At 58.6% G+C, this 22,254-nt stretch carries 25 protein-coding genes; 14 read left to right on the plus strand and 11 right to left on the minus strand.

Translation table 11 applies throughout. The features are described 5' to 3' along the window. Nucleotides 1-25 precede the first annotated feature (25 nt). Nucleotides 26-211 carry a hypothetical protein gene (locus QP165_RS13435; protein ID WP_082445930.1) on the plus strand — a complete coding sequence of 62 codons (186 nt, stop codon included), beginning with the start codon at nucleotides 26-28 and terminating at the stop codon, nucleotides 209-211. 83 nt (nucleotides 212-294) lie between these two features. On the opposite strand, the gene QP165_RS13440 is transcribed toward QP165_RS13435, so the two are convergent. The 3 genes from QP165_RS13440 to QP165_RS13450 form a co-directional block, all read right to left on the minus strand. Next, the gene (locus QP165_RS13440) at nucleotides 295-1,149 is read right to left on the minus strand and encodes a GGDEF domain-containing protein (protein WP_333996019.1); all 855 of its coding nucleotides are present in this window, start codon (nucleotides 1,147-1,149) and stop codon (nucleotides 295-297) included. Between the two features lie 296 nt (nucleotides 1,150-1,445). After that, nucleotides 1,446-1,706, minus strand: coding sequence for a hypothetical protein (locus tag QP165_RS13445; RefSeq protein ID WP_333996020.1), 261 nt, complete (start codon nucleotides 1,704-1,706; stop codon nucleotides 1,446-1,448). A gap of 317 nt (nucleotides 1,707-2,023) precedes the next feature. Beyond that, nucleotides 2,024-3,037 (minus strand): hypothetical protein, encoded by a 1,014-nt coding sequence (locus QP165_RS13450; RefSeq protein ID WP_333996021.1) that lies wholly within the window; start codon nucleotides 3,035-3,037, stop codon nucleotides 2,024-2,026. Nucleotides 3,038-3,243: 206 nt separating this feature from the next. Between QP165_RS13450 and QP165_RS13455 the strand changes: the two genes are divergently transcribed. From QP165_RS13455 to QP165_RS13465, 3 genes are all read left to right on the plus strand, one after another. Beyond that, nucleotides 3,244-3,933, plus strand: a complete 690-nt coding sequence (locus QP165_RS13455) for a hypothetical protein (RefSeq protein ID WP_333996022.1) — start codon at nucleotides 3,244-3,246, stop codon at nucleotides 3,931-3,933. Nucleotides 3,934-4,210: 277 nt separating this feature from the next. After that, nucleotides 4,211-5,785, plus strand: a complete 1,575-nt coding sequence (locus QP165_RS13460) for an Ig-like domain-containing protein (protein WP_333996023.1) — start codon at nucleotides 4,211-4,213, stop codon at nucleotides 5,783-5,785. A 23-nt stretch (nucleotides 5,786-5,808) separates the two neighbouring features. Beyond that, entirely contained in the window at nucleotides 5,809-6,147 is a 339-nt protein-coding gene (locus QP165_RS13465) for a hypothetical protein (RefSeq protein WP_333996024.1), read from the plus strand. 691 nt (nucleotides 6,148-6,838) lie between these two features. Here the strand turns inward: QP165_RS13465 and QP165_RS13470 are convergent. Beyond that, nucleotides 6,839-7,132 carry a hypothetical protein gene (locus tag QP165_RS13470; protein WP_333996025.1) on the minus strand — a complete coding sequence of 98 codons (294 nt, stop codon included), beginning with the start codon at nucleotides 7,130-7,132 and terminating at the stop codon, nucleotides 6,839-6,841. A 123-nt stretch (nucleotides 7,133-7,255) separates the two neighbouring features. Further along, complete coding sequence (locus tag QP165_RS13475; RefSeq protein WP_333996026.1) at nucleotides 7,256-7,756, minus strand: MucR family transcriptional regulator; 501 nt, start codon at nucleotides 7,754-7,756, stop codon at nucleotides 7,256-7,258. Between the two features lie 723 nt (nucleotides 7,757-8,479). Between QP165_RS13475 and QP165_RS13480 the strand changes: the two genes are divergently transcribed. Continuing rightward, complete coding sequence (locus QP165_RS13480) at nucleotides 8,480-9,142, plus strand: hypothetical protein (protein ID WP_333996027.1); 663 nt, start codon at nucleotides 8,480-8,482, stop codon at nucleotides 9,140-9,142. Nucleotides 9,143-9,676: 534 nt separating this feature from the next. Then, a complete protein-coding gene (locus tag QP165_RS13485) occupies nucleotides 9,677-10,150 on the plus strand; it encodes a hypothetical protein (RefSeq protein WP_333996028.1) in 474 nt (157 codons plus the stop codon). Nucleotides 10,151-10,254: 104 nt separating this feature from the next. Here QP165_RS13485 and QP165_RS13490 read toward each other — a convergent pair whose 3' ends face one another. The 3 genes from QP165_RS13490 to QP165_RS13500 all read right to left on the minus strand — a co-directional run bounded on the left by QP165_RS13490 (nucleotide 10,255) and on the right by QP165_RS13500 (nucleotide 12,241). Further along, nucleotides 10,255-10,983 (minus strand): Crp/Fnr family transcriptional regulator, encoded by a 729-nt coding sequence (locus QP165_RS13490; protein WP_333996029.1) that lies wholly within the window; start codon nucleotides 10,981-10,983, stop codon nucleotides 10,255-10,257. Between the two features lie 180 nt (nucleotides 10,984-11,163). Then, nucleotides 11,164-11,412 carry a hypothetical protein gene (locus QP165_RS13495; RefSeq protein ID WP_333996030.1) on the minus strand — a complete coding sequence of 83 codons (249 nt, stop codon included), beginning with the start codon at nucleotides 11,410-11,412 and terminating at the stop codon, nucleotides 11,164-11,166. 313 nt (nucleotides 11,413-11,725) lie between these two features. After that, complete coding sequence (locus tag QP165_RS13500; protein ID WP_333996031.1) at nucleotides 11,726-12,241, minus strand: hypothetical protein; 516 nt, start codon at nucleotides 12,239-12,241, stop codon at nucleotides 11,726-11,728. A gap of 713 nt (nucleotides 12,242-12,954) precedes the next feature. On the opposite strand from QP165_RS13500, the gene QP165_RS13505 reads away from it, so the two are divergent. Together QP165_RS13505 and QP165_RS13510 are read left to right on the plus strand one after the other, a co-directional pair. After that, entirely contained in the window at nucleotides 12,955-13,215 is a 261-nt protein-coding gene (locus QP165_RS13505; RefSeq protein WP_333996032.1) for a hypothetical protein, read from the plus strand. A gap of 664 nt (nucleotides 13,216-13,879) precedes the next feature. Next, nucleotides 13,880-14,281, plus strand: coding sequence for a BLUF domain-containing protein (locus QP165_RS13510; protein WP_333996033.1), 402 nt, complete (start codon nucleotides 13,880-13,882; stop codon nucleotides 14,279-14,281). Between the two features lie 97 nt (nucleotides 14,282-14,378). On the opposite strand, the gene QP165_RS13515 is transcribed toward QP165_RS13510, so the two are convergent. Continuing rightward, nucleotides 14,379-15,029 (minus strand): hypothetical protein, encoded by a 651-nt coding sequence (locus QP165_RS13515; protein ID WP_333996034.1) that lies wholly within the window; start codon nucleotides 15,027-15,029, stop codon nucleotides 14,379-14,381. A 741-nt stretch (nucleotides 15,030-15,770) separates the two neighbouring features. Here QP165_RS13515 and QP165_RS13520 point away from each other — a divergent pair. The 4 genes from QP165_RS13520 to QP165_RS13535 all read left to right on the plus strand — a co-directional run bounded on the left by QP165_RS13520 (nucleotide 15,771) and on the right by QP165_RS13535 (nucleotide 18,089). Next, nucleotides 15,771-16,196 carry a LexA family protein gene (locus QP165_RS13520; RefSeq protein WP_333996035.1) on the plus strand — a complete coding sequence of 142 codons (426 nt, stop codon included), beginning with the start codon at nucleotides 15,771-15,773 and terminating at the stop codon, nucleotides 16,194-16,196. Next, nucleotides 16,193-17,308 (plus strand): Y-family DNA polymerase, encoded by a 1,116-nt coding sequence (locus tag QP165_RS13525; protein ID WP_333996036.1) that lies wholly within the window; start codon nucleotides 16,193-16,195, stop codon nucleotides 17,306-17,308. The genes QP165_RS13520 and QP165_RS13525 overlap by 4 nt, the downstream gene beginning before the upstream one ends. Beyond that, nucleotides 17,308-17,460 carry a DUF4113 domain-containing protein gene (locus QP165_RS13530; RefSeq protein ID WP_333996037.1) on the plus strand — a complete coding sequence of 51 codons (153 nt, stop codon included), beginning with the start codon at nucleotides 17,308-17,310 and terminating at the stop codon, nucleotides 17,458-17,460. The genes QP165_RS13525 and QP165_RS13530 overlap by 1 nt, the downstream gene beginning before the upstream one ends. A gap of 158 nt (nucleotides 17,461-17,618) precedes the next feature. Then, nucleotides 17,619-18,089, plus strand: coding sequence for a hypothetical protein (locus tag QP165_RS13535; protein ID WP_333996038.1), 471 nt, complete (start codon nucleotides 17,619-17,621; stop codon nucleotides 18,087-18,089). 81 nt (nucleotides 18,090-18,170) lie between these two features. Here QP165_RS13535 and QP165_RS13540 read toward each other — a convergent pair whose 3' ends face one another. Continuing rightward, on the minus strand, nucleotides 18,171-19,244 hold the full coding sequence (locus QP165_RS13540) for an AGE family epimerase/isomerase (RefSeq protein WP_333996039.1): 1,074 nt from the start codon (nucleotides 19,242-19,244) through the stop codon (nucleotides 18,171-18,173). Next, complete coding sequence (locus QP165_RS13545; protein ID WP_333996040.1) at nucleotides 19,241-19,786, minus strand: D-glycero-alpha-D-manno-heptose-1,7-bisphosphate 7-phosphatase; 546 nt, start codon at nucleotides 19,784-19,786, stop codon at nucleotides 19,241-19,243. The genes QP165_RS13540 and QP165_RS13545 overlap by 4 nt, the downstream gene beginning before the upstream one ends. 204 nt (nucleotides 19,787-19,990) lie before the next feature. Here QP165_RS13545 and QP165_RS13550 point away from each other — a divergent pair, with 204 nt between their 5' ends. Together QP165_RS13550 and rfaE2 are read left to right on the plus strand one after the other, a co-directional pair. Beyond that, on the plus strand, nucleotides 19,991-20,767 hold the full coding sequence (locus QP165_RS13550; protein WP_333996041.1) for a dienelactone hydrolase family protein: 777 nt from the start codon (nucleotides 19,991-19,993) through the stop codon (nucleotides 20,765-20,767). Next, complete coding sequence (gene rfaE2 / locus QP165_RS13555; protein WP_333996042.1) at nucleotides 20,764-22,182, plus strand: D-glycero-beta-D-manno-heptose 1-phosphate adenylyltransferase; 1,419 nt, start codon at nucleotides 20,764-20,766, stop codon at nucleotides 22,180-22,182. Before QP165_RS13550 ends, rfaE2 begins: the two co-directional genes overlap by 4 nt. Nucleotides 22,183-22,254 lie beyond the last annotated feature (72 nt).

Here is a 22,254-nt window from a genome sequence, read left to right on the forward strand (position 1 = left end):
CAGTTAATTAGGGCGGGAGACGCGCATGAACGGCTACGTGGAATTTGAAAGTCCGGAAGGCGATCCAATCGTTGTGAACGTGGATCGCGTAAACTTCGTGCGCCGGTATCGCGGCGGGAATGACGCCAGCGCTGTGAACTTCGAAAAGGGCAATTACGTCGTCGTTAGGGGGAGCCTCACGACGGTGCTGAAGGCACTGCAAGAGGCATAGATCGTGGTTCGCGGTACGTTGTAAAAGTGTACTCAAGCCCGATCTAGTGAAAGCCAATATCTGCCCCCGACGGGTTTTCACTCCTAGGCGGAGTGGGAGGCTCTAATGCGCTGTAATCTCCTCTTGGTGGCGTAGAGCGCAGCGTCGGCGATGACGAACAGCTCTTCAGGATCATAGGAATATGGGTCTCGGGGAACGGCCATGCCGCTGGTCGCGGCGACGGTGAACATCTGGTCCCGCCAGATCATCGGTGCGGTTAACAGGGATTGGAAGCCGGCTAGGCGCGCCTTGATCGATGGCGGTTTAGTCTCATTGCCGACGATGACGGCAAACTCATCCCCGCCTATTCTCGCGATCAGTAGCGCGTCGGGAAAACTCGCGGACAGCCGCTCGCCGAATATCTTGAGGCAAGCGTCTCCCGCTAGATGGCCTAGCCGGTCGTTGATCCCCTTAAAGCCGTCGAGATCGAGAAGGATCAGTGCGCCTAATGGGAGGAAAGGTAAGGCAGTGCGTCGTCTGTTCAGAAAGCGGTTTTCATAAACGGCGCGGCTCGCCAAGCCGGTGAGCGCGTCATTTTCCGCGAGACGTCGTAATGTCTCTGAGCGCAGCTTCTCCTCCGTCACGTCTTGCTTCAAGCCATGTAGGAAAGGGCTTCCGCACGCAGTGTGGGTCATTTCGCCTGTAACACGCATCCAGCGAACGTCGCCGGCTGAACGCACGATCTGCGCGTCGAGAGTGAAAGTGCCCTTTACGAGGATCGCCTGAGAGCGGAGCCTTTCCATCGCTTCGCGGGACTCCTCGGTGTACATCTCAACCGTCTGTCGCCGGTCGATGGCCTTGTTGGCCGGCAAACCAAAAAGATCATAGACGCCCGAGGTCCAGCTCAGGCGGCTGTCGGAAAGATTGCAGGACCAAGCGCCGATTTTTGCAAGCGCCATCGCACGTTCAACCAATGGGTCAATTGGTCTTTGGAGTTGCGGCTCGTACGTGCCTGGCGAAGGGCGCCGCGCGGCGTAAATGGCGTCTGAGCCTGCTGGATGAGCATCGACACGCCGTCAGTGTAGATACGCATGTGTTAATAGCCCGTGTTGTCTGCCGTATGTCGATGAATCAGCCTGCTGTCCTGAGAATCCCGATGCCGATCGCAATGGCTAACACTACCAGGACTGCTCTTTCGATCGCCGTGCCCCTCGCGACGACGGTCCAGATTGACCGGATCAGGCCCTTTTCCGGGTCAGTCAGATCTCGCTCGCTTGTTTATTGTCGCTGCCTGCTCAGCGCGTCGCTTTTGCAACGTCTCAGGTAGTCGAGCGCCGCCAACGATACCGATCGCCGTAATCGCCAGTATCTTCAAAGGCGTGCTATCGGGCATTGCCAGCGCCACGCCCGCACCTAAAATCCCGAATGCGACGGCTGCATGAACTCGTGTCCGGGTCATTCCATCGTTCCGCCACGATGATCGAGCATCGGTTTCGGCCTTGGAGTGCGTCTTCATATGCTTTTCCTCATAGCGATGTGCAGCCGAGTCCGAGAGGGCGCATGGGCCGGGAAGCGGCGGTAGAGACGTTCGCTCAAGCTTTTCTCATGTTCTTCTAGTCTACCCTATGAAAGTCCTTGGCTCGATGCGTCGCCGTCACGAGCCCGCTATTCACATTGCAATTTCGGGCCACAATCACCGTCATAATTGCAATCTCAATTCCGACCATATTCATCAAATAGGCTCGCAATGAGGTCTTAAGAGTATTGAGAGATCGAGCTGTCGATTGCAGCCAGTCTTGCTAAATATTGACTTTATCTGGCTTCGTACAGTTGCTAGCGAGGTACCGCGGTGCGCTGCGATATCGGCGACTTGGACACCCCCGCCAGCAATCGCCCGACCTCCGCTTCGGATTGGGTAAACCCGAACATGGTCATCAACACGTTGCTCGTCGACGCCATCCCTGCGCGAGGCTGTCTGAACACGAGCATGGCACGTGCCTGTGAAAGTGGTCCAGAAGAACGTCCCGGCATAGGGCAAAGATCGGCGATAAGAGGACGTGCCTGGCCAGCGTCAGGAAATGTAAGCGGCACGGCGCCATGCCAATTGGCGCGGTCTTGGCTCAACATCGCAAACGCGCGTGTTAGTTCTGTTTCTGCGCGCTGGCACGTTGGAACAAGGCGACCACGTATCATGCGCACGTGCGTGCCGGCACTAAGCACCGTCTCCATATCCGCCGATAAGGCGACGATCCTCATGTCCGCCCCAAGCATTGCAGCGGCCCCCACAAGGCTTTCGGCTGTCACCAAACTTGCTTGGTCGATAGCTGATCCGAGTGCGATGGACGCCGTGACGACCGCGCTAATTGCGGGCGCCAGCGCGGTAATAAAGCGCGTCTCGACAGGATCGACAGAACCGCGTGCGGCAGGTCGATGGATGCTTAGGGCTGCACACAGACCATCGGCGGTATCGAGCCGTACCATGGCGCATGTCGGCACGTCGCTTTCGCGAAAAAGCCCGGTGTAGATTGCCGATCTCTCTCGCATCTCGGGCGAAATAAAGTCGTCATCGGTAATGCAGTGAAGAGGACGCGCCATAGTCAGTGCTCGTGTACGGGGATTCCGTGCGGGATCGGGCCCGCCGGCTGCATAATAGGCGACCTGCTCTTCCTCGCTGCAGCCTACTATCATGTTGAACAATAGGTCGCCGCCAGCATTTAAAACTGCAAGCTGTCCGATCCGTCCATTTGTAACCGACGTCATGGCGGTTAGCGCATCCGACCACTCGACCATGCCCATCGCCGCCGAGCGAAACCGCTCGAGGATGTCAGTCATGTCATCATCCGTCATGTCACCCCCCGACAGTAATTGTATAATTTTCTACTAAAAAACCGCCCTAACAGAAAGTTATCCTCAATCTAGGGGATGCGGGCGCGCGTGCGCTTTGTCAATCAACGTAGCGTCCAGGCGCGTAATATCTGGAGAGCAAGTTACCGGCGGCGCTTGATATCGATCACAGCGTAATGATGCCGTCGTAGACCAAAGGGGAACTGTCTATGTCGATTTTGAAACTTGCCTACGCGATGTCGGTAGCGTTCGTCACCATGATCCCAGCTGCCGTGGCGGCACAAGACGCTCTTCCGGCCGATAAAGGACTTGGGGTCGCGGTTGGCCTAACAGCGGGCACATTGGGAATTGGTCCCGAGGTGGGATTCCGTATTTCGGACCATTTGGGCATTCGCGGCAACGCGTCGTTTCTTGGCATCAACGGCAATTACGAATCAGATGACCTTGAATATGATGGCAAAATTAAGCTGAAGTCGTTTGGCGCGATGCTCGATGTTTATCCCATGGGTGGGCATTTCCGAATTTCCGGCGGTGCCAGGATAAATAAGAGCTACGTCCGGCTCCATGCAGTGCCATCGCAAGATGTAGAGATCGGCGACGACGTTTATACTCCCGCCCAAATTGGCATCCTAAAAGGACGAGCCGAAGTAAAGAACTTTTCTCCTGCGCTCACGTTGGGCTGGAGCGGTAAGAACCGTAAGGGTTTTATGTTCGGCTTTGATGCGGGCGTCTTGTTTCAGGGTACTATTAGAGTGCGAGAGTTCACAGCAACTGGTGAGCTCGCAGGCGATGCGGTTTTCACGGCCGATCTTGAGCGCGAGCGAATTAGTCTTCAGGACGACGTAAACGACTATAAAGTTTATCCAATCTTACAGTTGTCCGTCGGGTACCGCTTTTAAGAAAATAACAGCGACCCGCAAATGTAGGGCTCTCGTCCGCAAAACCCGCTTAATGCGCTGATAGCATGACAAATAATAGGCGAATATCAAGCTATTACAGAAGTACGAATAGCGACTTAAGTATAAGTAAATCCTAATTGATAACCGTGGCATACTCGACGGATCGACCGGCGACTCGATATAAGACTTACCGCCACACCTTCGCCGTCAACTAAACTTGCCCGGGCCTAAATAATAGGGATGCAATCTCGCGCCCTTAGCAGAAGGAAAGTGTGCAATGTCTTTGTCAGCAAATTACACCTTCGTAGGTAAGGGAAACTGGTCCCTGGATGGTGTCGGAGGTCAAGCTACCGGCGGTGGCGTGGTTTCATCGATAGTGCCTGAGGGGTCGCAGGTTGAAGCGGCGTTTCTGTATGGCACGAGCTACGGCAACGGGCTTGTTACGTCGGTTCAGTTGTCCCGCGGGAGTGATGATATCACAGTCGGCGGATTTGCCGGGCTTGGCTTAACGGCGGGCAGTCAGGGGCTTCAGGCGTTTCGGGCCGACATCACGGCGTTCGTGCGTGAAGCTATCGGCGACGGCGACGCCACCCCGTTCGATTTCAATCTGTCGGGGATTGTCGGGTCGGGTGTGGACGGCTTTACAATGGTTGTCGTCTATTCGAACCCCGATGAAAGTACTCGTACGATCAGCCTGCTCGACGGGTTCAGCAACCCCAGCGGCGATGCCTTTTCGCTCGACTTTGCCGAGCCGGTTGACACCACACGGCTTGGTTTTGAAGCGCAAATGTCGCTGGGCATCGGCTTTGGTTTCCAGGGTACTGACCAGTTCTCGACCGTCACCGTCGATGGGCGTCAATTGACAGCGTCCGCAGGCGGGGCTGACGATGGTGCCGAGGCAAATGGCGGGCTCGTGACGATCGGTGGCATTGGCGATAGTGCTGCCAATCCTAATCCAGCGGCCCCTCCTGACGGTGATGACCGCATCGACGACGAACTATATGATCTCGCTCAGGGGAACGTGGTGGACGCGACACCCTTCTTGGCGAATGGTGCTAGCGGCATTAATGTGACTACTGCAAACCCGTCAAATAATGACAATATATTTTTTGCCGGATTCAACATCACAGCCATTGTCGCGGTTGATACAAATGAGAACGACGCGCCGGTTGCCGTTGGCGATGCGGTGAGCCTCCTCGAGAACAACACGATATCATTCAATGTGCTATCGAATGACTTCGACCCTGACAATAGTGACAAATTTGCAATCACCGCTATTGATACGTCCGGGCTAAAGGGCACGCTGACCGATATTGGAAACGGCAACTTCTCGTATGATCCAAATGGTGAGTTTAGCGAGCTCGGCGAGGGTGATAGCGCCATAACCAGTTTCACATACACCATATCAGACGGTGAAGAAACGTCGTCTGCGACCGTTACAATTACTGTGGATGGCGTTGATGACGATGGGCCAACGGACCCCGGCCCGCAAATTCCGGTCTGCTACACGCTAACGCGGTTCGGCACGCAGAACGGTGCATTAAGCGCCGATCAGGTTCTGGCCGGGCCCGCAGGTGCTAATAGCTTCTATTTTGATCCATCGGCGGACACCGGTGATGACAGGATCACTAACTTTGAAGCCGTCGACATTCTTGTAACCAACTCGCGACTGCGCGACGGCAATGGGGACGGAATTATCGCGTTCGGGGCCAACGGAATTCTCGACTTTGACGCTTTGTCATCGCAAAATACTGTCGCCATCGACGGCGTCTCTGCCCTCAGACTCTTGGGCGAGGCGTGTGAGGGGTGTCAGTATATGCTGATGCCGCCGTTCGACCATTCGGCGCCATAGAGGGTACGCTCAGCAACGACGTCTTGGTTGGCCGCATCTCGAACAACATAAGCGACGTTTTCTTCTTCGATACAGCTCTAGGCCTGAATCTGGGCAAAGACACTATCACGGGGTTTGGCGCGTCAGATATCCTTGTCACAACTACGCAAATCCGGGACAATAACGGTGACAATATCATCGGTTTTGGGAAGGGTGCACTGCTCGACCTGCCCGGCGTGGAGGGCGGAACCGTGGGGATCAGTAACAACATGGGGATGGCGATACGTTCGCTTGAGTATGACGGCCAGGTCGAGCGCGATGGGGTAGCTTACTACGTCTACAGCACGATCGGGTCGGCGGCAGGAGTCGATGTCCTCGGCTGAGGGCGGGGGGGGGGGGGGTAAGCGTCGCTCGCGGGAGATACACTGCCACCGGTTCCTGAAACACCAAGATTAGGTATTTTCGGAACCGGATTGGCAGGGTAATAACGAAAGCCCCGTTCGCATTTCGAGCGTTTGTCCGTGGTATCTGCCCGCGATCGGGGGGTATGGTCTTCGCCGCTATGGTCGCGGCGCTCGTCGGCATCGCCGAAGCTGGCCCGGCCATGTTACGTCCGGAAGTACTGGGGCTGGGACTTCTCGTGGGCATCGTTTCCAGCGCCCTTCCATACACCTTGGAGATGATCGCATTGCCCCGGCTGCCGCCTAACACATTGGGTACGCTTCTGAGTGCATAGCCCGCTGTAGGTGCCGTTGTAGCCCTCGTGATTCCGGATGGACCTTGGCAAACTTGCAGGGGCTAGCGATCGGGTAGATTGTGTGCTCCTCCGTCGGTGCAGCCTATCTACCAGTCGCTCGAATGAGCGGCTGCTAACGCAAATTGCCGCCCGTAAACAGACGGGCCGCGACCCTCTCCGTTTCAGACGTTCCTGACCCCGGCTCCGGCCGAGATATCCGCCGCATGCTGCCCTTAGCTAACCTCGCAACAGCAAGGTCGAGGTATGCGGCTGCCGCCCTGCGCATTATTGCTTGACGGTATCAGAAGGCTGCAGTTGGCGATGGGCCGCTTCGCGCCTCAAAGCTCTATGTTACGCCTTGTGATTTCACCCAGCAAAGCCTTTACTTCCGGACTCGCTTGTTCGCGACTAGTGCGGTTGTAAGCCTGCATCAGATCGCGATCCTCGCGCGGCATAAACACTTTACCGGCTTCCGTATCCATCGATTCGTAGATGTATCGTGGCAGTTCGATGCCTTCGCTGTCTGCCGATTGGAACGGCGGGGCGAGGTTTGGCCGGTCTCTGTATATGGTCGCGGCCTCTTCGGCCTCTCGACCATTAAATGGGCCGCCATAGATTGGATAACGATGCAACTGCGTTCACCATGCTTTTCCTAGAGCATACCAAGGCGTCACATCTCGGTTCTACCGACATCGGTGGACTTATGCTGGCTCACTTGCAACCGCTGCTGCCACCTGCGAAGGCCAAACACGAGATTAATTCGCTGCGTCGTCTGCCTTGCGTTTCCGCGGCGCATGTTCAGCAGCCTTGGCCGTGGCCATGTTCGTTTGTCCAGGCTTGCGGCCGAGTCCGATCTTCACCGCCATTGCGCGGCGGCTATCGGAATAATTTGGCGAGACGATCGGATAGTCTGGCTTGAGGCCATAGCGCACCCGATATTCTTCTGGCGTCATGCCATGCGTCGCCAGATGACGGCGCAACGTCTTGTACTTTTTCCCATCGATCATGCTGATGATGTGGTCGGGATCGGAGAGCGATTTCCTAATTGACACGGCAGGCACATATTCAGCTGACTCGTCATTAGGCGTACTCGCCGCGATCGAGTTGCCAGCCAACGAAGCAATCGAGTCGCGCATTTTATTTAAAAACGCGGGTACCTCATCGGCCGACACCCGTGTGTTGGGATTGCTCAACCATGCTATCGTTAACTCAATTGCGAGTTCGATAGTGTTCAACTGGTTAGAATCTTCGGACATGACACGCTCCATTTTACCCAATCCAACTAGGTTTGAATGCTTGTTTGCACAACCCCTGACGACAACCGGTTGCCACGCCGCTCGTAGATCGAAGACCAAGTTTTGACCCGCGGTTTGAACGACGGTCAAAGCTCCCCAGACATTCATGATATCAAATGGCGGCCACGATGATCGGGCGGTCGGGCGGTCGGTCTTATGGTTGGTTCGCTCGTAGCGAAACAAAGAGTGATTGCCAAGATTGGGCACCGCGGGTGAGCTTCCAAGATAGGTTGATTTGCAAGTACGTAACGGCTGCCGCGAGAGCGGGCTTGGCCAGGTTTATCTAAGCGGTACGCGGCAGTCATACATTGAAGATGCAGCGCATAGATGAGCTCGTCTAAAGTCCGTTTCTGTATTGGCTCGCCCGATAGTAGCCGGACCGTTCTCCAAGAAAACACGACATTCACATGTCCTAAAAGGCGGGACTTACGAGGCGTTCGAAACTCAGCAATTCCGCAACAAGCCTATGTCCGCTCCCGCCCCGAAGGGACGTTCGGCTCGGAGCGCAATCTGACGACCGCTAACGCCCGCACTACAGTGAGACGCGGCTTACTATTCGATCGCCTGTAGAAAACTAGGATCTCGATCAAATTGTAAAAATCTCTATTTCGCAGCCGATTGCGAGTCCTGAGTCTTTAGAACACGTTAGGCAAAGCCGATTCGCTATAAAAATAGGAGATTCTCATGCCGTCTGAAACCTACTCAACCATCGAATACGTCGGATTGAACGGCGGGACGCGCGTTAGCGGTACATTTGTAGAGGTAGATGCCCTACACTGGGTCGAGAATGGCATTTTTAAATTCCAGGAGCTTTACGAAGATGAAGACCACTTCGTCTATCTTTTTGACGCGTCTCGCAATCTAAGTGCACAATTCAACCTAGAGACGAAAACGCTTAAGCTGCAGTTCGGATCGAACGTCGTAAACTGGGAAATCGTAGGTTTTTCAAAGAGCCTGTCACCAATCTCCGCCGGCGACAATCAGTTGATTACCGATGCGACAACTGGCCAAGACCGTTTTGTCGGCAAAACCGGAGTTCAAGATATCTTCGTCTTTGATTCTCGCGAGACGACCGGCGTCGACAAGATAAGTAAGTTCAGTCAGTCGGATATTTTCGTGACCACTACCAAGATCTTTGATAGCAACAATGACGACATCATCACATTCGGTAAAAACAAAATCCTCGACTTTTCGGATGGCGTCGGGACAGTCCAGTTCTCGTCAGAGGCGGGCGGCAAGATGAATGCGCTGGAGTATGATGGACTTGTCAGTCATGACGGTACTGATTATTATGTGTACAGCTCTGTCGGATCTGCGGCAGGTCTAGCAGATCTGACATTTGGTTGAAGCATCTTAAGGGGTCTAGGCGCCGCGCGCGGATTTGAGCGTCCGCAGCGCTGCGGTGAGGAGCAGTCCGAAACGGTTCAAGCGCGGCGGAGGTGTTCTCCGCCGCTGCCGCCTAACTCTCCCATTTCTGGGCTCGGCGTACCCCTTTAGCGCTTGCGCGATACCCCGTCTGGTTTCGCCCACTTGCGGACATTCCCGGCTGGGTGCCAGCTTCATGAGAATGAAAGTTTGCGAAGAAAAGGTGTTGCTGTCGCCCGATAGGTGCGGCCGGGTGGCCATAGTCCGACGGCCCGACGGCTTGCTCTGTCTTTATCAGCACTGGCATTGGACGTCGGAGTCGCAGCAGGCGCTCGGCGCGGGACCCGTGGTGGATCAGCGTTGGACCACCGTGTACGATCCTGTTCTGTATGACGATATAGACCCTTTACCCGGCGTATACGGCACGATCAAAGATGCCGAGCGTGAAGCCCGTCGTTTAATTAGGGAACACGGTAGCTAACGCCCAATTCCGGGCAACATAAGAAGACCGAGTCCATGTCGCTGACACCGAACCAGCAAGGCGTCGGCCGACTTCTGCGCTTTCTTAATAACAGCTACGTTCTGGCAAGGCAGGAGGCGAACAACGACGAGTTCATCCGCATCGCGCCTGTGCTTTTGCGCGCGCTGCCGCGCCTTATGGGGCGGGGTGAAATTGGCTCGATCCAGACATATTCTAGCGTTGATCGCACGAAGCCTCGCAATCTCTTCGGTCAGACTAGCTATCTACAAAGCGACGCAGCGAAAGGCGTCAGTCCGGTCGACGGTATCGAACAGTGGCTCGACCAAGAAGTGCAGCCAGGCGGCACGCGGCGCAGTCTTCTCGAGCAGGCGGACGCATATTTCGGTGACGGATCCGATCCGTTTATCGTTGCCGATCGGCAGCCACAAATCCGATCGATCCGGCGCTTTGCCAATGAGATCGCCCGCACTGGGGAGATCCAGGCATACGCCGCGAACTGGGGCGACTGATCGACCGTGCGGCGGAGTCCCCTACGTAACGTATGGGTGCCGCGTCACCACGGACTAGTGGCAGATCGCGGCACAGGAAGAAGCCACTACCACTGATCAAAGTGTCAAATCGTCCACATTGATGAGCACAAATGAGACGGGGTGAAATCTGCCGCTTCTTGTAGCGCAATTATGTCTCTGATCTCATAAGAGCGGCCATAGCGGGAGATTAGTCCGTCTTCTTCAATAGCGCGTAGGGTGCGATTGATATGCACGGCGGTCAGACCTAAAACGTCCGATAGTTGGTCCTGAGTAATGCCAAGGTCGATCGTCTTGTTTTCGACCAAGCCTCGCCCCGTCATTCGCGCTGCATGTTCACAAAGAAAATGAGCTACCCGAGCTTTGGAGGCCCGGCATGACACATTCAACAGCCACTCGCGAGCAATGGCTGCATCGACGAGCAACGATGCGAATACCGCCGCAAAGATAGCCGGCCGATCTCGGAACAAGGCAACAGTAGCCTCTTTTGGTATGACGGCTACCGTTGCGCCAGAAATTGGCACCACTTCATAATCGATGTCGTTTAGGAACATTGCCGAGGTGTTCAAGGCGTCACCTGCGATGTTCAGCGCTGAAATATGTCGAGCACCTGATGAGGTTAGTTTTTGCCTTAAAGAAAAGCCCTCTAAAAGTACGAACAGATCGTGCCGAGCCTGGCCCGGATAGGAGATCCGCCTACTGCTAGGGATCGCCCTGAGTTCGAATGGCAGGGAAAGTATAGCGTTACGGTCGTCTGCATCAATTTTGGCGTAGGTGCTTAGCTGCGTCACGAAGGGTGCGAGATCGTATGGCACGTGCCATCCTTTGCCCATGTAGGCTAAACGTAAGAGGCGGATCGCACTAACACAGATCGCCTCGCGGTCAATTGACCCCAGCTAGGGTTATTAAACTGGATTACTCTGCGTCGCGCACGTTCAACGTCACGACGGCGTGGCGTAGGAGGAACCCGCAAACGCCATAGCGGCAGGCCCCCGTTATACAGCCTCCTCGCCTTCACGGATCACGTTAAAACCATTGGCGCTGAGATAAATAACGGGCGGGGTTTCGGTGAAATCAAACTTTGGAGGGTCATCGGACGAGACCGGAAACTCGATGATCGTTTTGGGATAGTGGTTCTTGAAATAGGCATCCGCCTCGATGCGGACGAGCGATCCAATGGCGGGGACGCAATCTACGTACGTTGTGTAGAGATGCTTTCCGCTTAACTGCACGATCAGTTTCACTGTTTTCTCCTTTCTAGCGGCGGAGGAGACCTCCGCCGCAGCCGATCATACCCCGCAGACAACCGCGGTTTCTGAGTAGCCTATGGCACGATATACCCCAGCGATACCCCAAGCAGATAACGCGACATGCCCCGCTCGATCAGGAATGGATCATGTCTTGGTGCGCGTCCGCTTCCGCCCATTTGCTGCCGTTCGTTCATAGTCGTAGCGCGCCGAAAATCAGAGGCTAGGCAGACCATCTCGGCCGGCATCCGCATCTACGGGACGAAGACCGTTCAATTGCTTCTCATCAGAGGTTTTTTCGTATATTTTGTCAGTTAATCCTTTTAAAGACCTGCCTATAGATGATCGGCGTAGAAAGCAGTGGACTGATGATGGTGGTTTTCTCCACCAAATCCTGGCCGACACTATGATATTGTGAGGTTCGCTCGCTGTCGTCGCCGCGGAATGTCAGAGCGACGGTTTCACCGTCAGCTTTTACCGATACATCGAAAACAAGCTCTGGGATGAGTTTCCACGTGATCGGATCTCCGCCTATCCAAACTGTGATAGGTGTTTTGGCATCGTAGGCGAGCCCGACTCGACCTCCTGCGGTGGAAATTCTAATCCTATTCACCGCTATGGACTTGCGGAGCCTCATCCGAACGCGAGGGCGCTTGTCGTCGGAAATGGTGGCAGTAGCGCTGTCGATCACTTTGAAAGCGTTGTCACTCCGCGTATTGTCCAGTTCGTAGACGCCTGAAACCACAGCTTGTGGCGGGCTCGCGGAGCCTGAGGTAGAGCTCAACATGGCAACTGCGATCGCGGCCGATAAAGTATGATGACGCATCACACGCTCCTCGAATTTCGCTGCTCGTGGGTACGGGGGTAGCGACGATCCGGGTTAGCGCATAGGTGATACCTTGGCTGTCGGGGCGGCGGACTTCCTCCCGTTTATAGTCGCCCCGACTGGCGGAGGGGTTGGCAGTCCGGAAGCGCCCACTTCCGGACATTCAGGTTGGCGATCCGGGCTCCCCAAAACGGCCATTCGTTAAGGATGATGATTCCCGATTCTCCCAACTCCGAGCCGCAATTCAGCAAGAGTCTCACCGGTTATCACACGAAAACGAACAGTCGTTGGCCGGCTGGCTTATATCTCCGGATCTATCCAGCGCCGAAATCGCCATAGAGACATGCGCTCCCGCAACGTATTCATGATGGGCATCCAGCGCGAGAAGCGCTCCTTGCAGAAGTCTCACCGCATCTTCCGACTGTTCGGTTTTACAGATTTCAACCATCACAACCTCCCATTTGTACCGGAAAGCGCGCCAAGGCTTCCGCGTTTGCCATTCGTCTTCGCCAAGATGCTATGTCAGTACAAAGCATCTGTGATAAAAAGCAAGCCAACCGCTGGCTGTGTTGCAGTTAGCCCGGCTGATTTCCGCATTGATCACGGAGTTCGCGAATGTGGAACGATGATGGACTCAGGCTGTCGACATCCTTTGCCGTTAATATACGGGATGGTAAGTGAGACATCCCCTCATTCCGATCGCGAGGATTGCCATGGACCTCGATAAGCCAAAGAGTCTGCTAAATTCGGAGGAGATCGATCAGGTTGCCAATCATTTGGCTAGCGCGAAAGAGTACGGAGATCCCAGGCAAGTATGGGTCGAAGACGGACATGTTTTTGTCGAGGGACACGACGGTGAGATCGTTTCAATGGCCCCGGCGGTGGCAATCAAAATGGGGAGGATGCTCGGCGAGGCCGGAGCTGCTTCGCTGATCAACAATGTGATGGACGAGAGCGCTAAAAAACCGGTTTAACTGAATTCAGCTCGCCTTCCGGAGAGCAGCAGTCTTCTTTCCTTCCCGTTTCAAGTATGTGATCCGGAGGATCGGCCCCGTATTTACGACATGGCGGTAATACTGTGCTAAGTTACCATAAATAAGGATAAATAGAAACCGAAGGCGTGGCCCGGCATTATAATATTGTCAAAGCAAAGGGGATCAGTTGTTTAACTGGCATTGCGACGGCGTTCTATGGCGTCCGCCGGCTAGAATTGCCGACGGGCCCTGTTACGTGTACGAGTTTACTGAGGAACCTTAGGCGTTATTCCGACTTTCAAGGAGTGTCCGAAACCGCCCAAACCTGAATGTTCCAGTGGGCATTTAAAATCCTGAAAATCGGACATCCGTTCAGAACGACGCTCCCCGATTTTTAATTTCCGAGCGACAATATCGCGAAAGATTGATCGCGAATCCTTTTTTTGAGAGAACAAACAAATCTGACGACCGTCAGCGCCATCGCGCGGACCACCGTCGAGCTAGAGGGTTCCAGATCCCGAGCGCCGGCCTCTGATCCGCTGCTATGACCTCAACGCCTTTAGATGCGGCGCGTGGAGTATAGCTCAAGGCACAGTGTATGATGTAGATTGAAGACGTTTTCGTAAATCCGGGATAACATCGCTTGCTTGTTGAAAGGAATCCCGTGCAGCAAATCGTATACGTGAGCTTCAGCAGCGTCCCCGAAAATGCTGCTGATCTGGCCGGGATCCTTACGCAATCCCGCCACAATAATGCGATTGATGGCATCACCGGGCTTTTATGGTCGGATGGCAGAAGCTTCCTGCAGGTCTTGGAAGGACCGCGTGCCAGTGTTGAGCCCTGTTTCTCACGTATCGTCCAAGATAGTCGCCACCACTTCATCAGAGTTTTGTTAGACTCCCGGATCACGGCCCACCAGTTTGGCGGCTGGAACATGGTGCATCACCGCGCTGGCGATCAACCGGACTTGCATGATATCCAAATGAATAGATTGCTGACCAACGCCTCGCACAACGTTCGTGCCCAGTTTTCGACGTTGGTCGCGACCAGTAACGTAGGCACGTGAGTTAACCCCGCAGCGATGTCACACTCTTTGAGGCGGGTTGAGCGTTACCATAGCTCTCAACGAACGTCCGCAAACGCTCAAAAGCGGACATGCTTGATCAGCGTGCAGTTCTATTCGTCGCCGGAATCCGAAAAACTTCCTTGCCCCGGTGGATCATTGAGATCGAAGGACCGTCCTTATCGATGGCGACATCGACACGGTCTTTCGTGTCGGCATTAAAAAGGCGGAGTGTTGTTGCTCCAGTTGGTTCAGCGATAAACATTGCGTGCTGCTTGTTCTTCTCATCTAATGTGAGCAAAACGTTCGAATAGCCATGGTCCACCGTGGCATATCCACTCCGCTCCACACCTTCAGCGTCGAAAAGCAGCACTCCGGACATCGTATCTTCGGGGCGGCCGCCCCTTGTTCGGTTTTGCTGACCGCTGACGATCGCATGAGCGAGCGGCGCGCCGATCTTGACGCGGGTGACGCCGTTGCCATCAACAACGTTGAGTTCGCGGACAGTCAGAACGCCTGACGGTCTTGGAGCCAACGGTGCCGGCACCTCCGCAGTCGCCCGTGATCCTGCCGCGCCGCCAACCGCCAAGATCGCAGATGACGCGCTGACTATCGCGACGATCATGGCTGCCCGGCCCCTTCGTTCAAGGCGCTCAATCCGGCCTTCCAAGTCAGTGTTTTCCATTTGGTCTTCCTTTTCGCCGTATTGCCCTGACGATACGCCACAGTGGGCAATGCGCAACGCGATCAAACTTGGCTGCTTCGCCTGCTTCCGTCGTGAGGGATGGTTAGGCCGGGCGCGTTTTCCCAAGTTTCACACGTCGGCTTTCCTTCCCATCTCCGACATTCCAGGGCGATCCGCACCGGATCGAAACGACCTGGCAGCCCTCCTCCGCAGGTATAGCGCAGGTCGACTTTTCGGGATTTCCCAAGCCAAAGCGCTTTCGCTAGGGAACAGCCGATTGGCGGTCTCAGGTCAGACTGGGAAGCGGCTGGGTGCCGCCGTCGGGGTAGAGGTTGTTGCTACCTAAGCATATGTAAATGTTCGCTTATTCCCGGTGAGTCATTAGCCTTCGTAATGCGGGGGTCACAGGTTCGAGTCCTGTAAGCGGCACCACCTTAAATCATTGAAATTTTTGAACTTTGTTGGCGACTTGTCGCCTATAGCTTCGGTAGATCTGCGTTTTGGTATCGCGGTGGTATCGCAAGCCCACGTTCCGGTCGCGTAGCCCGCCGCCGCTAGGTTGGACGGCTGCCCTTCCACGTCCCCCGGCATCGTATGATTCGCAACGCGGCCACCCCCGTGAGCCGATTGCCTCGCGCAGCGGTGCCGCGCCACAACACACGTCGGGCCGGACGTTTATTTTTTAAATGTCCTCGCAAATGCCCGCTTTCGGTTCGAGCGCTCACCATGCGGCAGCGTTGTCACACGAATCCTTGTTCACTTTCTGTTCTTGCGCTCTAAAGGGCTGGCCGGAAAAGGAATCGTCCCATGAGCAGCTTGAGGCTCCACGAAATACCGTTCGTGTTGGTGCCGCGCGAGGTCCCGTTCTTCCTGTGTCACACGCCGGCCGGGTTTCCGTCACCGGCGCAGGACGACATGGAGGAGCCGATTGATCTCGGTGCCTGGCTCGTCGAGCATCCCGCTGCGAGCTACATCATGCGGGTCGAAGGGCGATCGATGGCGGGCGCCGGGATCAACGACGGTGACCTGATCGTCGTCAATCGCGCCAAGCAACCCAAAGCCGGTGCGATCGTCGTCGCCTTGGTGCACGGCGAGCGGACGCTGAAACGGCTTCGGCACCTGGATGGCCGGCATTGGCTCGTGCCCGAAGCCGAGGGCTTCCCCCACATCCTCGTCGATGAATATGTCGAGATCTGGGGCGTCGTCGTCGGCGTGGCGCGCAAGGTGCCATGAGCGCGCCCATCGCGCTGATCGACTGCAACAACTACTACGTCAGCTGCGAACGGGCGTTTGATAGCAGCCTCGTCGGCGTGCCGGTCATCGTGCTGTCGAACAATGACGGGTGCGCGATTGCCCGCTCGGCCGAGGCCAAGGCGCTCGGCATCAAGATGGGCGATCCGATCCACCACCTGCGCGATGTCGTCCGCCGGCACGGTATCCGTGTCCTCTCCTCGAACTACTCGCTGTATGGCGACATGCAGCGCCGCGTCATCGCCGCCTGCGAACCCTTCGCGCGTGACTTCGAGATCTATTCGATCGACGAGACGTTTCTGGACCTTGCAGGCTTCGAGGGCAGGGACCTTGTCGAGCATGCGCATGCGATGCGGGAGCAGGTTCGTTTGTGGACCACGATCCCGACCTGCGTTGGCATTGCCGAAACAAAGACATTGGCAAAGCTGGCGAACGCCGCGGCTAAGAAGGACGTCCGGTTCGAGGGTGTCGCGGACTTGCGCGATGAAGCCGTTCGCCGACAGGTCATGGACGGTTTCGCTGTCGCAGACGTCTGGGGCGTAGGTGGCGCCACTGCAAGAAAGCTGACCGGCCTCGGCGTTCATACAGCTGGCGCGCTGCGCGACATGCCGATGAAACAGGCGCGCGCCGTCGGCACAGTTGTGCTCGAGCGGCTGGTCGCCGAACTGCGCGGTGTGCCCTCGGACGCTGTCGAGTCCGTCGCGCCCCGCCGGAAGGGTATGGCGGTCACCCGTTCGTTCGGCACGCCGGTGCGTGACTTTGATCGGATGATGGGCGCCTTGTCACAATATGCGTTGCGGGCCGGCGAGAAGCTGCGGATGCACGGGCTGGTCGCGGGGCGGCTTACCGCTTTCTTTCACACCAACCGGAACAGACCGGACCGCCCGCAATATGGCGGGTCGCGCACCGTCACGCTCCATCCCATGTCGAGCGATAGCTTTGAATTGATAGCGGCTGCACGGCGGGCGGCGGAAAAGGCATGGCGCGACGGCTATGCCTATACCAAGGCCGGTATCCTGCTCGATGACCTCCTCCCCAAGCCGAGCGACCGCGGACCCTGTTCGAGGCGGATACGGCGAAACGCGACCGGCTGATGGGCGCACTCGACGCGATCAACGGCAAGTTCGGTACCTGGACGGCGGTGACCGCGACGCAGGGCTTCAAGCGGGAGTGGAAGCTGCGGTCGGAGATGCGGTCGCCCGCGTGGACGACCAGGATTGCCGACGTCCCGACGGTCCGCGCATGACGTCAAAAGGGGCGATCTGGACAGTGCGACCCGCGGCCACGACCTGCCCTTCGATAACGCCCAAGCCCTGTCATAGCCGTCCTGGCCCTGGCAATGCTGATTGCCGACGCTCCGTCCGTGGTTACAAGGTGATCAGACGAGCGAAGGGGACAGTCGCGATGATCGGCGTGTTGGCATTTGCGGCGGTTGCGACAGCGTCCTGCCCGGTCGAGCAGGCACATTATGTCTTACGGCATAACCCGGGCGTGACGGCCTCTTTCCGCCCGGTCGACAGCGGCCCGGACTGGCCGAGCCATGTTGCGCTCGGCGTCCACTATGAAGCGTCGGGGGCGACCTTCTGGTGGTTGCCGTGGAATGGCGGCTCCAACGGCCTTCAGAACATCGCCTCTACCGAAGACATCACCGTCAAGGGGTGGCGGCCGCCAAGTCCGGATGGGGGCCCCCGTCCGTACGGAGACCGGCACTATATCGGAACCGATGGTGCGTATGAACTGATCAACCATGTTCCAAAGCTGGGGGACGCTGCTCCGGCGCATATGCTTTTCCCCGACTCAGGGGGTTCCGGGGATGTTGCCTTTCGCGATAGGCAATTCTTCGATCTTGTGGGGTGCCGGAAGAACGGCATGTAACCCGCGCCGCTGCCGGATCCGCGCGCGAAAACGGCCGCTCCGCATTCCTGCCTGAGCGGCGGGGCATCACCCGGCGGTGCCTCAGCCAAAATGATCCACCGCGGTGCTGATATGGTAGAGTGTGCTCGCGGGAATGAACGCGACCAGAGGATCGCCTCCGGGATCTACATGGTCGATCCATCCACCCGGATGCGCGGGCGCGAAGAAGATGCGCCATGCCGTGCCGAGCACCTGGTCGCGCGCGGTACCCGTCAACACCTTCGCGGCTTCCAGCGCGGGCCAAGGTCGGCAGCTTGCCGCGATCGCGCCGTCCGGGCCCATGACGTCGACGACGCGGCCATCGGCAGTCATGCCGCGCAGCGCTTGCCGGCGCAGCCGGGATACCCGGTCGCCCACCACAATGCCGGTCAGGGCCGCGGTGCGCTCGAGCAGCCATATCCATTCGAAATGATGTCCCGGTTCGAAGCCGCAGCCGGGGTTCGCGGGCGTCCAGTCCAGCGCATAGGATTCCGCGAGCACGTCGTCGCCGGCGGGCAGGAAGCGCATGTCGAACAGGGCGATCAATGCGGCGATGCGAGGGGTGAGATCGCCGCACGCCCCGGTTTCGTGCAACGTCAGCAGCGATTCGAGCAGATGCATGTGCGGGTTCTGCCGCCGCGGCAGAACCGCGCGCGGCCATGCCTCGACATAGCCGCCTGCGGGATGCGTCAGCGCCTGGTCGAGAAAGGCGAGCGTCTGGTGGACCAGCGCGACGGTGCGCGGTGCGGGGTCAAGCCGGATCAGTGCGGCCAGTGCCAGAAGGACGAACGCATGCGCGTAGAGGTCGCGACGGGGATCGGCGACCGAGCCGCGCCGGGTGCAGGAAAACGCCCAGCCTGGCTGCGCGTCGGCCTGCCAGTAGCGGGTGATCATCGTGTCGCCGGCCCGCAGGGCGAGATCGGCGGCGCCCGGGTACCAGCCACGCCGCGCCGCGATCGCGAACGCATGGATCTGCCGCGCCTGCACCATCAGACGGCGCGGCACGTCCGGTTGCGGCGTGCCGTCGAGCGCGAGACGTTCGACGAACCCGTGCTCGTCATGGCCAGCATTGCTCCACAGCGGCAGCGCGTGACGGCACAGCCAGCCGGTCCAGAAGGCGGGCGCTGCCGGGGTCACGCGCCGCGCAGAAGCTGGACGACGAACCGGTCGAGATCGCCGCCGGGGAACAGGAAGCCGTCAATTCCTGCGGCGGCCGCGGCCGCGAGGTCGCTCGCCCGGTCGCCGATCAGGAAGCTGCCCGCCCGATCGATCCGGTGCCGCGCGATCAGGCTGTTCAGCATGCCGGGCGCCGGCTTGCGGCAATCGCAGGCGGTCGCATAGCGCGCCACGCTGCCACCGGGATGGTGCGGGCAATAGGCGAAGTCGTCGATCCGCGCCGCATCGGGTAGCGCGGCCTGCATCGCGGCATGGATGCTCTCGACCGCACCCTCCTCGAAATATCCGCGCGCCACCCCCGACTGGTTGGTCACGACAAATCGCCGGTATCCCAGCGCGGCAAGTCGTATCAGCGCGCGCTGCGCGCCATCGATCCAGTGTATTTCGTCGGGCTTCGAGGGATAGCCCGTATCGACGATCAGCACCCCGTCCCGATCGAAGAATACCGCGCGACTTGGTGTGTGATCCTGCTGCATTGCACCATGAAGTGGGGCGTTTGCCATTTCTCAATTCACCCAGGAACGACCAGTTGAATAGATCATGCAGTAACTGTTAGACTAGCGTGTCCAATTATCAAATGGACCAATGAAAGGGCGGGGGTTGATGGCCAACTACGTGCCGGTTACGTATTAATGCGTAGCGTGAAAACACTTTTCATTGCTCTTGCAATTACTTGCAATCATGCTGCTGTCGCGCGGGTTTCCGCTGTGGCGCTGGCGCGCGAGGCGGGGTGGCAATCGGCAGTGATCCCGGCCGGCGATTTCGATCTGGCGGTGGCGCAGCGTCCCGGCCGCGGCAGCTCGAACGTCCTCACCGTGTATGTCGAAGGCGACGGCCTGGCCTATGTCGCCCCCGGCCGCCGGGCGATGGATCCCACCCCGACCGATCCGCTGGCGCTGCGGCTGGCCCTGCAGCATCCGGGGAGCGGGCCGGTCGCCTGGCTCGCGCGACCCTGCCAATACGGTCCCCGGGCCCGAAATTGCCGCAGCGACTATTGGAGCATCGCCCGCTTTGCCCCCGCGGTGATCGACAGCGCCGGTGCCGCGCTGGACCGGCTCAAGGCCGATGCCGGCGGCGCATCCCGGGTCATTCTCGTCGGATATTCGGGCGGTGGCGCGTTGGCGGCGCTGTTGGCGGAGCGACGCGCTGACGTCGCCGCCCTGGTGACGATCGCCGCCAACCTCGATCTGGGAGCGTGGACCGCCGCCCATCGGCTGACGCCGCTGTCGGGCTCGGTTGATCCGGCGATCGACGCGGCGCGGCTGTCACGGCTGCCGCAGGTGCATTTCGTTGGCGGTGACGATCGCACCGTCTCGCCGGCAATCGCGCGCGCCTTTGTGGCGCATATGGCAGCCGATGCGCCGGCGACGATCGTGATCGTTCCGGGACAGGACCATCATTGCTGCTGGGCTGCGCGCTGGCCCGAGCTCGCGATGCACGGCGATCTGGCACATATTCCGGGCTGGGGACCGGAGGCGCCATGACCCGAAGCGTGTCGCTGTCCGGGCGCCCCCATGTGCTGGTGGTCGGTGATGCCATGGTCGATCGCTACATCATCGGCGAGACGCACCGCATCTCGCCGGAAGCGCCGGTACCGGTGGTGTGTGCCGGTCGCGAGGAGACGCGCGCGGGCGGCGCCGCGAACGTGGCGGCCAACGTCGCCGGGTTGGGGATGCGGTGCAGCCTGCTGACGATCCGTGGCGATGACGACGCGGGCACGGAGCTCGTCCGGTTGATGGCGGAGCACGGCGTCACGCTCGATGCCGTGGTGGAGACCGGCGAGCGCACGACGCAGAAGACGCGGCTGATCTCCGGTGTTCAGCAGATTGCGCGGATCGACCAGGACGGCACCACCGGCGCGGCGGCGCGAGCGGAGCTGGCGAAGCGGTTCGAGCGCCGTCTGGACGGCGTCCAGGCGGTGATCTTCTCCGATTACGACAAGGGAGCGCTCGCTGATCTGCCAGCGCTGATCGCCGTTGCGCGCCGCCACGGCGTGCCCAGCTATGTCGATCCCAAGGCGCCCGATGCCGCCCGTTATGCCGGTGCCACGCTGCTCAAGCCCAACGCGCGCGAGTTCCAAGCGCTGTTCGGGCCTTGCGCGGAGGAGCGGATCGCCGAGCGTGCGGTGCAGGCGCTGGCCGAGCTGGATCTCGACTGTCTCGTCGTCACGCGCGGTGTCAAGGGGATCCTGATGGTGTCGCGCACGGGCGAGGTGGTCGAGCACCCCACCGAGGCGCTGGAGGTGTTCGACGTGACCGGCGCCGGCGACACGATCATCGCCGCGCTTGTCGCGGGCATCGTCGAACGACTGCCGATCGCCGCGGCGATCGATCGGGCGAACGTCGCCGCCAGCATCGCCGTATCGCGCCCGGGCACCTATGTCGTCACGCGCGCCGATCTGGACGAGCGGCTGCATCGGCGCAGCCATGGCGCGAGTAAGCTGGTATCGCTGCCGCTGCTCACCGCGCGGCTGCGCCAGGCGCGGGCGGGTGGTGCGCGGGTCGTGTTCACCAATGGCTGTTTCGACATCCTCCATGCGGGCCATGTCCGCCTGCTCGATATGGCACGGCGCAAGGGCGACCTGCTCGTCGTCGGGTTGAATTCGGATGCGTCGGTGCGGCGGCTGAAGGGGCGCGCGCGTCCCGTGAACGGACTTGCCGACCGCGCCGAGGTTCTCAGTGCGCTCGCGGCGGTCGATCATGTCGTGGCGTTCGACGACGATACGCCGCTGGACCTGATCCGGGCCATCGCACCCGACATCCTGGTCAAGGGCGGCGACTATAGCGCCGAGACCATCGTGGGTGCCGATCTGGTCCGCGATGCGGGCGGCGAAGTGGTCATTACCCCGCTGCTGGCGGGGCGATCGACGACCGGGATCGTCGCGGCCATGACCCCGTGATCCGCCGCGCCGCGACGGCCATGCCGCGTCCCAGCTGGCCGCTCCCCTCCATAGAGCGAGGCAGCCGCAGCT

This window comes from Sphingomonas sp. 22R3R2A-7, assembly GCF_036856055.1.
Classification (GTDB): domain Bacteria; phylum Pseudomonadota; class Alphaproteobacteria; order Sphingomonadales; family Sphingomonadaceae; genus Sphingomonas.